Annotated in this window: 10 protein-coding genes; 7 read left to right on the top strand and 3 right to left on the bottom strand. The window is 69.0% G+C overall.

Annotation, left to right across the window (positions count from 1 at the left end; translation table 11 throughout):
* Positions 1–1,182, top strand: coding sequence for a UDP-galactopyranose/dTDP-fucopyranose mutase family protein (locus CRO50_RS14600; protein ID WP_097146648.1), 1,182 nt, complete (start codon positions 1–3; stop codon positions 1,180–1,182).
* A complete protein-coding gene (locus CRO50_RS14595) occupies positions 1,179–2,963 on the top strand; it encodes a glycosyltransferase (protein WP_097146647.1) in 1,785 nt (594 codons plus the stop codon). The genes CRO50_RS14600 and CRO50_RS14595 overlap by 4 nt, the downstream gene beginning before the upstream one ends.
* A gap of 8 nt (positions 2,964–2,971) precedes the next feature.
* Here CRO50_RS14595 and CRO50_RS14590 read toward each other — a convergent pair whose 3' ends face one another.
* On the bottom strand, positions 2,972–3,805 hold the full coding sequence (locus CRO50_RS14590) for a class I SAM-dependent methyltransferase (protein ID WP_097146646.1): 834 nt from the start codon (positions 3,803–3,805) through the stop codon (positions 2,972–2,974).
* Between the two features lie 49 nt (positions 3,806–3,854).
* Here CRO50_RS14590 and CRO50_RS14585 point away from each other — a divergent pair, with 49 nt between their 5' ends.
* From CRO50_RS14585 to CRO50_RS14565, 5 genes are all read left to right on the top strand, one after another.
* Positions 3,855–5,162 (top strand): capsule biosynthesis protein, encoded by a 1,308-nt coding sequence (locus tag CRO50_RS14585; protein ID WP_157791710.1) that lies wholly within the window; start codon positions 3,855–3,857, stop codon positions 5,160–5,162.
* Complete coding sequence (locus tag CRO50_RS14580; RefSeq protein WP_157791711.1) at positions 5,155–5,997, top strand: SDR family NAD(P)-dependent oxidoreductase; 843 nt, start codon at positions 5,155–5,157, stop codon at positions 5,995–5,997. Before CRO50_RS14585 ends, CRO50_RS14580 begins: the two co-directional genes overlap by 8 nt.
* Positions 5,985–6,881, top strand: coding sequence for a hypothetical protein (locus CRO50_RS14575; protein WP_143516933.1), 897 nt, complete (start codon positions 5,985–5,987; stop codon positions 6,879–6,881). Before CRO50_RS14580 ends, CRO50_RS14575 begins: the two co-directional genes overlap by 13 nt.
* A gap of 244 nt (positions 6,882–7,125) precedes the next feature.
* On the top strand, positions 7,126–7,674 hold the full coding sequence (locus CRO50_RS14570) for a MarR family winged helix-turn-helix transcriptional regulator (protein ID WP_097146642.1): 549 nt from the start codon (positions 7,126–7,128) through the stop codon (positions 7,672–7,674).
* A 94-nt stretch (positions 7,675–7,768) separates the two neighbouring features.
* A complete protein-coding gene (locus CRO50_RS14565) occupies positions 7,769–9,931 on the top strand; it encodes an esterase-like activity of phytase family protein (protein WP_097146641.1) in 2,163 nt (720 codons plus the stop codon).
* A gap of 139 nt (positions 9,932–10,070) precedes the next feature.
* On the opposite strand, the gene CRO50_RS14560 is transcribed toward CRO50_RS14565, so the two are convergent.
* Complete coding sequence (locus CRO50_RS14560; RefSeq protein WP_097146640.1) at positions 10,071–10,541, bottom strand: anthrone oxygenase family protein; 471 nt, start codon at positions 10,539–10,541, stop codon at positions 10,071–10,073.
* A gap of 10 nt (positions 10,542–10,551) precedes the next feature.
* Positions 10,552–11,205 carry an NAD(P)-dependent oxidoreductase gene (locus tag CRO50_RS14555; RefSeq protein ID WP_097146639.1) on the bottom strand — a complete coding sequence of 218 codons (654 nt, stop codon included), beginning with the start codon at positions 11,203–11,205 and terminating at the stop codon, positions 10,552–10,554.
* Between the last annotated feature and the right edge of the window lie 49 nt (positions 11,206–11,254).

The raw sequence follows: 11,254 nt of genomic DNA, 5'->3' as shown, positions 1-11,254 counted from the left end.
ATGGACGCAAGCCTGGGCCAGGCGCCGCCGAAGCGCATCCTGATCGTCGGGGCAGGGATCTCGGGCGCGGTGCTGGCGCGCGAGCTGGCCGGGGCCGGGCACAGCGTCATCGTGCAGGACGAGCGCCGCCATGTCGCCGGCAATTGCCACACCGCGCAGGACCCGGCCACCGGCATCATGGTGCATGAATACGGCCCCCATATCTTTCATACGGCGGATGAAGAGGTCTGGGCCTATGTCACCCGCTTTGCCGAGATGATGCCCTTTCGCCACCGGGTGAAGGCCATGGCCGGCGGGCAGGTCTACTCCCTGCCGATCAACCTGCACACGATCAACCAGCTCTTCGGGCGGCAGATGTCTCCGCAGGAGGCGCGCGCCTTCATCGCCGGCCAATGCGCCAGTGACATCGAAGAGCCGCAAAGCTTCGAGGATCAGGCCCTGCGCTTTGTCGGAGAGAAGATCTACGCCACCTTCCTGCGCGGCTACACGCGCAAGCAATGGGGGGTCGAGCCGGCGGAGCTGCCCGCCTCGATCCTCAAGCGGCTGCCACTGCGTTTCGACTATGACGACGGCTATTTCGACCATCCGCACCAGGCCATTCCGCGCCGGGGCTATACCGAGATGGTGAAGGCGATCCTTGCCGCCGACCGCGTCGAGCTGCGTCTGGGCACCGCCTTCGAGGGGGCGCCGCCCGAGGGGGTTGATCATCTGATCTACACCGGCCCGCTCGATCGCTACTTCGACCGGGACCTGGGGCCCCTGGGCTACCGGACGCTTGATTTCGAGCGGATCGAGGCGCCCTGCGGCGATGTCCAGGGCATCGCGGTGATGAACTATTGCGACGAGGAGACGCCCCATACTCGCGTGACCGAGCACCGCCATTTCGCCCCCTGGGCCGAGGCGGCGCCGGACCGCAGCCTGTGTTTCCGCGAATACAGCCGCGACGCGGGGCCGGGGGACACGCCCTATTACCCGCTGCGGCTGCTGAACGACCGCAAGCGGCTCTCGCAATACGTCGAGCGGGCGAAGGCCACCTCGGGGGTGACCTTCGTCGGGCGGCTCGGCACCTATGCCTATCTCGACATGGACCGCGCCATCGGCCGCGCTTTGGAAACCGCCCGCGTGCTGAACAGGACCTGGGCCCAGGGAGGGAAGGCGCCTGCCTTCGTGCATGACCCATGAACGTCCCCGGTATCTTTCCCAACGAGCCAACCTACCGCCTGCAGGAGCTGCTTTTTCCGGCCTCCGACCGGCCCGAGGATCTCTATCTCAGGGCCGATCCGCCGCCACGCCAGGCCGGGGGCATCCTCTATTGCGCCGCCGGGACGCGGCTTGATTTCGGCACCTGGTTCAACGCGCTCTATCTCGGTTTCTGGCTGCCCCATTCGCGGGTCGCGGATCTTGCGCTGCGGCTGGCGCTGAACGGGCGGGCGCGGGTGCTGGTCGAGCTGCGCCGCGCCGACCGGCCACCGCGCCTGCTGACCCTGCAAGAGCTGGAAGGTGCCGGAGAGACCTTCGTGCTGCCGCTGAAGGAGACCGGAGAGACCGGGCACCTGGCGCTGGTGGTCGAATGTCTCTCGCCCTGCCAGATCCTGCACGGGGCCTTCGTCACCGGGACCGACCCCGACCCGGTGCGGCTGTCGATCGGGATCTGCACCTTCAACCGCGAGCCGCAGCTCTGCCGGACCCTGCAGGCCCTGGCCTCGATCCGCCGCAGCCTGCCGGAGCTGGCCGACGTGATCGTGGTGAACCAGGGCGCGGCGCTTTCGGGCGAAGCGACGCAGCGGGCGCTGGAAAGCCTTGGCGCGCGGCTCATCGACCAGCCCAACCTCGGCGGTGCCGGAGGTTTCACCCGTGGCCTCGCCGAGGCCGCCACCAGCGCGGCAGAGCCCAGCCATCACCTGCTGATGGACGACGACATCCTGCTGGATCCACGCATGATCAGAAGGCTCTGCGACGCGCTTGCCTATACCGGCGACAGCGCGGCCCTCGGCGGCGCCATGCTCGAGACCGAGCGGCCGCGGGTGTTGCACGAGGCCGGCGCACGGGTGCGGCCGGGCTGGCATGTGAACTCCTACGGCATGGGGCGCAGCCTGGTGCGTCCGCAGACGCTGGGGCTTTTCGACCGGGTGGAGCCTGCCCATTACAACGGCTGGTGGTACTGTGCCGTGCCGCTGGCGGCGCTGCGCCGCGCGGGCCTGCCGCTGCCGCTCTTCATCCGTGGCGATGACATAGAGTTCGGCTGCAGGCTCGGGGCGCAGGGGGTAGAGAGCCTGCCGCTGCCCGGTTGCGGCGTCTGGCACGATGCCTTCGCCGCCAAGGCCCAGCCCTGGCTGACCTACTACGACTACCGCAACCTGCTGATCAACGCGGCGCTCTATCCGCAGCTGGCGCGGCCGCCGCGTCCGGTGGATGTGCTGGGCGCGCTCATCGCGCGGCTGATCTGCCATCAATACCGCATGGCCCGCGCGGTCGAGGCGGCGGCAGAGGACTACCTTGCAGGCCCCGATGCGGTGCTGGCTCGCCCGCCGGCAGAGCTGCATCGGGAGGTGCTGGATCGCTTCGCACGGGAAGATGGCATCCAGGGCCGCGCCGCGCCGCCCGGACCGCGCCCCATGACCCCGATGCCGGCGGGGCTCTGGCGGCGGGTGGCGTATTTCATCTACCGGCTGGTGCAGATCACCCTGGTCGCCCGAAAGGATCCCCCGGCGCACAGCCTTTCGCTCTATGAGATCAACCCCGCCAGCGTCCCGCCCGGTGCCTACCTGCGCCGCCGCGACATGGAGGGGCAGGACTGTCTGGAGCTGTCGCCGGACAGGCTCAGGCTCTGGCGCGGCGTGGCGCGGGCGCTCTGGCTCTGGCTCAGGTTCCTCTGCCTGCACCGCCGCGCGGCACGGCGCTGGCAGGCGGAGGCGATGCGCCACGCCAGCCGCAGGGCCTGGGACGAGAGGTTCGCGCAATGAGCGGGGCGTCAGTCACGCCGATCCGTTGCGGCCTGCAGCACCGCCGCGAAATCGCAGCGCTCACCGCGTTGATATTCCTCGTATTCCGGTGTGCCCGGCAGATCCGCCCATCTCCTGGCATAGGGCCTGAAGGGTGCCGGAAGCTGCGCCAGCGCGGCCTCGCGGCGCGGGATGTCGGCCTCGAGCGCGGCACGGGTGGCGGCCGCGATATCGCGGTAGTCAAGCAGGCGCAGCTGCTGGGCCCGGGCCGCCTGCTCCAGCTCCCTGCGCAGGGCTGCGTGATCGCCCTGCCGGTAGCCGCCCGAGATCGAGATCACGCCTCCGGGGCTGAGCTGAGGCGCGAAGCGTGCCAGGAAGGCCGCGAGGCCGATGTAGGTGGGCGTGCCGACCCCGGTGATCAGGTCGCAGGGGCCGGGCAGGGGGGCCTTGGCCCCGAGGATCTGCGCCCTGGGCACATGCTGACGTGCCAGTCGCCGGCCCGCCCAGGCCCGTTCGGTGCCGCAGAGCGCCGCGCGGGGGTAGAGCGTTGCCATATAGGCCAGCCCGCCGCCCGGTCCGCAGCCGATATCGGCGATGCGGCGCGGCGAAAGCTTGAGGCCCGCCTCGGCGGGAAGGCAGCGGGCGACGAAGTGATACATCATCGCCGCATGGGCTTCGGCCTCCATCTCGGGCGGGACCAGGAAGTCCCTGGCCAGCGGCAGATAGCCCGAGTTGAAGAACAGCTCGCGCCGCGCCGGGCCCAGCAGGTAGGCGCTTTCGTATGAGGCGAGGTCGAGCAGGTGATATCCCAGCCTGGTCAAAGGCCTGCGCCGGTCACGGCGGGCGCGCAGGAAATCGGGCATGGCGCGGGCTCCCTTGCAGGGGCGCTCCCCGCTGCGGGGAGGGCGGATCATGACATGTTTGCATTCCTTCCCCCGCCCGGCCAACGCCACCAAGGTGCTCTTTCTGCAGGGGCCTCCTTCGGGGTTCGCCCGCGCCCTGGGGCGCGAGCTTGTCGCGCGGGGCGCCGGGGTGCTGCGGGTCAACCTCTGTATTGGCGACTGGCTTTTCTGGCACGGGCCGGGCACGCGCAGCTACCGCGGCAGCCTCGCCGCCTGGCCGCTTTGGCTGGACCGTCTGATCCGGGCCGAGGGCATCACCGACATCGTCTATTTCGGCGATCGCATCCCCTATCACGCCGCCGCCCGGCAGGTGGCCGAACGCCTTGGAATCCGGGCGTTATCCTACGAATACGGCTACCTGCGCCCCGACTGGATCGTCTCGGAGCCGGGCGGGCAGAGCCTCTATTCCCTGCTGACCTGCGATCCCGGCAGGTTGCTGGCCGCCGCGCGTGATCTGCCCCGGCCGGATCTTGCCCGCCGCTACGCCTTCCCGCCCGAGCGCGAGACCTCGGGCGATGTCACCTACCACCTGAGCAATTACCTGTTGGCGCTGCTTTATCCTCGGTTCCAGCGGGACCGGCCCGACAACCCGGTGGTGGAGTATCTGTCCTACCTGCCGCGCCACCGGCGGGCGGCGCGCGGCGTGGCCCAGGCAGAGGCGCTGGCGCGGCGGCTCAGGGCGCGCGGGCTGCCCTATTACCTCGTCGCGTTGCAGATGCAGGGGGATTACCAGATCCGCGCGAATTCCCCGTTCCGCGATCAGCGGCAGTTCCTGGGGCAGGTCCTGCGCTCTTTCGCGGGCAGCGCCTCGCCCGAGGCGCAGCTGGTGGTCAAGCTGCACCCCCATGACAACGGCCTCGTGCCCTGGCGCCGCTTCCTGGCGCGCAGTGCCCGCAGGCTGGGGCTGAGCGGGCGGGTCCACGTGCTGGATGGCGGCCGGTTGGAGGATTGGGCCTTGCGCGCGCGGGGGCTGGTGACGGTGAACTCCACCGCCGGGCTGATGGCGCTGTCTCGGCGCTGCCCGGTGCTGGTGGCGGGGGTGGCGATCTACGACATGGCGGGGCTGACCCACCAGGGCGGGCTCGACCGCTTCTGGCAGGCGCCCGAGCCGCCCGACCCGCGTCTGCTGGATGCGGTGATCCGGGTGCTTGCAGCGCATCTGCATGTGCGTGGCGACTTCTACGGGGAAGAGGGCCAGCGTGCAGCCGTCACCGCCATGGCCGATCGCATCCTGGGGGCCGATCCGGCGGGGCTCTTCGATCCGGTGCCGCCCAGGCTGGCGCGGGGGCGGGCCCTGGGGGTGCCGATGGATGTCTGAGCATGGGTTGCCCTATCGCAAGATCGCCATCGCCGGGGGCAGCCGGGGCATCGGCGCCGCGCTGGCCCGCGCCCTGGCCGCTCCGGGGCGCCAGATCGCCCTGGCGGCACGGGTGGCAGGGCAGTTGGAGCGGACGGCGCAGGATCTGCGGCGGCGCGGGGCAGAGGTCTCGTGCCGGGCCGGGGACCTGTCCCGGCCCGGTGCCGCCGCCGACTGGCTGCAGGCGATCAGCCGCGACAACCCGCCCGAGCTTCTGATCATTGCCATGGGCCTCTTCGGTGGCCGCCCCGCCGCAGGGCAGCCGGTGCCCGAGGCGGTCTCCCGCCGGGTGATCGAGGTAAACCTGACCGGCGCCATCGCCCTGGCCGAGGCGGCGGCGGTGCGGATGCGGCAGGCGGGGCAGGGGCGGATCGTGCTGATCAGTTCGCTGGCCGCGCGCGATCCTCTGCCGGATGCGGCGGCCTATTCAGCGGCCAAGGCCGGGCTCTCCAACTATGCCGCGGCGCTGCGGACAGAGCTGGCGGGCAGCGGTGTCTCGGTGCTGCTGGTCGAGCCCGGCCATGTGGAAACCCGGCAGGCCGCGCAGCAGGTGACGCAAGAGGCCAAGCCGCTGCCGATGATCGTCCCGGTCGAGCAGGCGGCAGAGCGCATCCTGCGGGCCGTGGCGCGGGGGCGGTCGCGGCTGGTCTTTCCACGCCGGGCCGCCCTGGCGCTGGCGCTGCTCAATGCGCTGCCGCGACGCTGGCGCGCGGCGCTGATGCGCGATCAGCGCTTCACGGTCGACAACGGGCCCCTGCAACCAGAGGAGGCGCCGCGCCCCCCATGCAACGGTTGATCCTGCACATCGGCACCCACAAGACGGGCACCACGGCGATCCAGGGCTGGCTGGCGCGCGAAGGGCCGGCGCTGGCCCGCGCGGGCTTCCACTACGGCGCCACCACCCGCCCGCCGCATCCCGAGATTCCCAAGCATACTAGCCTCTACCGCGCCCTCGCCGAGGGTCGCGCCGCCGAGGAGTTGCAGGCGATCCGCCGCGATCACGCGCGCTCGGGCCTGCCGCACCTGGTGCTCTCGGAGGAGGGGCTCTCGCTGCCCTGCTACCGCGCCTTCGCGCCGATGCGTCAGCTGGCGCGGCACTACGAGATCACCGTGGTGGCCCTGCTCAGGCGGCAGGACTACCTGATGGAGAGCCACTGGAACCAGCTGTGCAAACAGGGGCAGACCGGGCTCTATCTGGCGGAGTTCGTGGACCGGGACTGGCACCGGCGGCGGCGGGAATACGACCGTATCCTCGATTTCTGGTCCGGCTTCGCCCGGATCGAGGCACGTGCCTATGATCCGGGGCTTGATGGCGGCGCGGTGGCGCAGTTTCTCGAGGCCGCGGGCCTGCCCTTCACGGCGGGGCCGAAGCGCATGGCCAACCTCTCGCCCTCGATGAACTCGGCTGCGCTCTGTGCCCTGCTCAATCGCCATGGCCTGAGCCGCCTCGTCCCCTTCGTCACCTGGAGCCTTCGCGGCGACCGGCGCCGGCATGGTCTGGGCGGCGCCCTGCGCGCCCGCCTGCTGGCCGAGGTGGCGCAGGGCAACGCAAGGCTGGCCGAGCGCTACGGCGTGCAGTTCGACGACCGCCTGCCGGATGAGCCGCCGGAGCCGCTGTCGCGCCCCGATCCCGGCGCACTTCTGCGTGCGCTCTTGCATCGTCCCGCGCAAACCGGCTAAAGGGCGCCAGGCGGCGCTTTGGGGGCCCGCAAGCGGGGCGCGGCCCCGGCTGCTTGCCGCCTTCACATGGCCCCCGTCCGGTCTTCATCCTGCGGCTCTCGGGCCACAGTGAATACCCTCAAGGTAGAACGTGCTCAAATGGATGGCATTTGCGGATTGCCTTCGCGGCGACAGGGGTAGATTGTTTGACGGATCAACGAATTTTGCCTAACGTCGCCAAGACCAATCCTTTTAGAGCCTGATCATGCCCAAGAGCCAACCCTATTGGCAGATGCCTGCCTTCCTGGACGAGAACGGCGGCCCCGACTACACGCTGATGGATCATGAGGAATACCTCACATATCGCATCGGCATGCTCTCGGGAGAGTTCAACCGCAATATCTCCAAGTACAATGCCCGTCATTTCGACCTGACCCTTGCCGAGGGCCGGGTGCTGACCCGTCTCGTCGACAGCGAGCCGCTGTCCTACGGCGAGATCTGCGAGAAGCTGCTGCTGGACGGGGCGCAGATCAGCCGCGCCGCGGCCTCGCTGGTGGAACGCCGCTACATGCGCAAGGCGACCGATCCCAAGGATGCCCGCCGCGCCATCTTCGAGCTGACCGAGGAAGGCTTGGCCGTGGGCCGCGAAGTGCTGCGCGTGGGCCGGGCCCGGCAGCAATACCTGCTGGAAAGGCTGACCGCCGCCGAACGGCGCAGCTTCTACCGCTCCCTGTCCAAGCTGATGGGTGTCATGGCAGAGCTCAACGCCTCGGGCGAGTTGCTGGGCGAGGCGGCGACGCGCGAGGCCGAGTAGCCCGGCGCGTATTTCGCGCCGGTGACACATATCTGCAATCTCCCCGTTACAGGACACAGGCACCTCTGCGGTATCCAACCGTAGGGGGAAAGACATGCCTATTCGCGTGACCGCTCTGACCTCGCTGCTGGCCCTGACGGCCGGCATGGCGAGCGCCGAGATGAACTTCAACCGTATCGCCAGCTTCCCGACGCCGCTGAACATGGCCGAGGGCGAGGATACGTCCCGCACCACCTCTGCCGAGATCATTGCCGCCACCGCCGACGGCATGACCCTGGCCTATACCGACAGCCCGCTGGAAAGCCTCGGGCTGATCGACATCACCGATCCGGCGAACCCCGCACCCCTTGGCAATGTCGCCCTAGGCGGAGAGCCGACCTCGGTCGCCATCATCGGGCAGACCGCCTTTGTCGGCGTCAATACCTCTGAAAGCTACACCCAGCCTTCGGGCAAGCTGGTGAGCGTCGATATCGCCACGCGCGAGATCTCCGGCGCATGCGACCTGGGCGGCCAGCCCGACAGTATCGCCGTCTCCGGGGAAGGTGACTTCATCACGGTCGCCATCGAGAACGAGCGGGACGAGGACCTGGGCGATGGCCGCGTGGGCCAGATGCCCGCGGGCGATCTGGTCATGGTCGGCACCGACGGCATGGCGCTGGACTGCGCGAGCCTGAAGCACGTCGTGCTGACCGGCCTGGCCGAGATCGCGCCGGAAGATCCCGAGCCCGAGTTCGTCGACATCAATGCCCTGGGCGAGACCGTGATCACGCTGCAGGAGAACAACCACCTGATCATCGTCGACCGGGACGGCGAGATCCTGAACCACTTCTCTGCCGGGGCTGTCGACCTTGACGGCATCGACGTGGACGAGGAAAGGGCGCTGACCTTCAACGCCTCCCAGCCCGGTCGCCTGCGGGAACCCGATGCGGTCAAGTGGATCGACGACGATCACTTCGCCATCGCCAACGAGGGCGACATGGACGGCGGCTCGCGCGGGTGGACGATCTTCGCCAAGGATGGCTCTGTCGTCTACGAAAGCGGCGTGTCCTTCGAATACGCCGTGATCGAGGCGGGCCACTATCCCGAGAAGCGTTCGGGTAACAAGGGCGTCGAGCCCGAGTCGGTGACCTTCGGCAGTTTTGCCGGCACGCCCATGGTCTTCGTCGGCGCCGAGCGGTCCTCGATCGTCGGGGTCTACGATGTCACCGACCCGACCGCGCCGGTGCTGACCCAGCTGCTGCCCTCGGGCATCGGACCGGAGGGCTATGTGACCATCCCCGAGCGCAACCTCCTGGTTTCGGCCAACGAGGAAGACCTGGTCGAGGATGGCGGCGTGCGCGCCCATGTGATGATCTTCGAGTACCAGCAGGCGCCGGCCAGCTACCCGATGCTGACCTCTGCCGGGCTTTCCGAGAATGGCAAGCCGGTCGGCTGGGGTGCGAACTCCGGCATGGTGGCCGACGGCGAATTCATCTGGGCCGTGAACGACAGCTTCTATGCCATGCAGCCCTCGATCTTCAGGATCGACCCCAGCCAGACCCCGGCCCGCATCGTCGAGGTGATCCGCGTCACCCGCGCCGGTCAGCCGGCGCAGAAGCTGGACATGGAAGGCATCACCCTGGATGGAGAGGGCGGTTTCTGGATCGCCTCGGAAGGTCGTACCGACCGGGTCGTGCCCCATGCGCTCTATCACGTCGGTGCCGATGGCGAGATCGAGGACGAGGTGGGTCTGCCGGCCGAGCTGATGGCGGTGGAGAAGCGCTTTGGCTTCGAGGGCATCACCCGGGTCGGAGATACCCTGTGGATGGCCGTGCAGCGTGAGTGGAAGGACGATCCCAGGAACCACGTCAAGCTGGTGGCCTACAACACCGAGACCGGGACCTGGGGCGCCGTGCTCTACGAGAAGGCCGAACCTGCCACCGGCTGGGTGGGTCTTTCCGAGATCGTGGCCCATGGCGACTGGTTCTACGTAATCGAGCGCGACAACCAGATCGGCGATGCGGCGGTGACCAAGAAGGTCTATCGCATCCCCGCCGCGCAGATGGTGCCCGCGCCGCTGGACGGCGAACTGCCGGTGGTCGCCAAGGAAGAGGTCCGCGACCTGCTCCCCGACCTCAAGGCGACTGGCGGCTATGTTATCGACAAGGTCGAGGGGCTGGCCATCATGGAGGACGGCACCGCCTGGATCTCGACCGACAATGACGGTGTGGATGACCACTCGGGCGAGACGATGTTCTTCTCGATCGGCAAGCTCTGAGCCTGCCTGCCACGTGAATGCGAACGCGCCCGGTCCTCCGGGCGCGTTTTTCTTTGGCGAAGGGGGCAGGGGGCGCTGCCCCCTCTTGTGCCCGTTCCGGGCCCAATTCACCCCCGGAGTATTTTCAGCCTGGTGATGATCAGGGTGCGGGCGGCAGGGCTGCGGCGATCCATAGCAGGCCGGCGGCGAAGCTGGAGGCGGTGCGGATGTGGTTGAGCCGCGTCCAGACGCGGGCGTAGCGCTGCCAGTAGATGCGGGTCTCGGGCGCCTCGGGCGAGAGCCCGTCGAGGTGTTGGTTCATTGGCACGTTGCCGCGCCCTGTCACCGCCATGACGCCGCCCAGGTAGAGCAATGCTGCCAGCACCAGCAGCGGGGTGCCGGGCAGCAGGCCCATGATCCCCGCCAGTGCCAGCAGGGCCGAGAGCGGCACCAGGCCGATCAGCAGCACCATGAAGAGCGAGCGGTAGACGGTGCGGTTCAGCCCCTGCATCGCCGCCGCGCCTGCGCGGTCGGGGGCCTGCAGGAAGCCGCGCATGATGAAGTCCGAAAAGCTGAGGAAGACGCCCGAGACGAGGAGAGAGGCAATGCCGGTGGCGAGGGGGATGAGCATGGGCTGATCCTCACTGGCTGATGCCGACGGCACGGCCCAGGTAGCGGGCCTCGCCGGGCTGGCGCCCGAGGAAACGGGCGATGACGGCGCGGGGGATGGTCAGGGCAAGGCCCCGGCGGCGCGGCGGCACATCCTCGAGGTAGGCGGCATCGGCGGGGCCTTCGATGAAGGCCGAGGGGCGGACGATGGTCCAGTCGAGCCCCGAGGCGCGGACCATGTCCTCTTGCCGCTCGTGGTCGCGGAAGACGGCGCGCAGGAGGCCTCCGAACATGATGCGTTTCCAGTAGAAGTTCAGGTTCGACCAGCTTTCGTGGGCGCCGAGGGTCGATTGGCAGACCAGGCGGCGGATGCCGCGCGCCTGCATGGCACGGATGATCACCAGGGTGCCTTCAGAGCGCACCCGCGAGCGCAGGCTGCGCCCGGCGCCGAGCGTGATCACCACCGCCTGCTGGCCTTCCATGGCGCGGGCAACGGCCTCGGGGTCCAATACGTCTCCGGCGTGCAGATGCAGTTTCGGATCCTGACGGGCCAGCGTTTCGGGGTGGCGGGCGAAGGCGGTGACCCCGTGGCCGCGGGCCAGAAGCTCATCGACGGCGAGGCGGCCGATCGAGCCTGTGGCACCGAAGACGATGACGCGGGCCGGGGTGGCAGAGGGAGCAGGCATGGGGAGTCCTTTCAGGTTTGCTTGACACGGTGTAAAGTTGACATCATGT

The sequence above is a fragment of the Pseudooceanicola antarcticus genome, assembly GCF_900215355.1.
Classification (GTDB): domain Bacteria; phylum Pseudomonadota; class Alphaproteobacteria; order Rhodobacterales; family Rhodobacteraceae; genus Pseudooceanicola; species Pseudooceanicola antarcticus.
The sequence above is the reverse complement of the archived record's forward strand: the minus strand, read 5'-3'. Positions and strand labels throughout refer to the sequence as shown.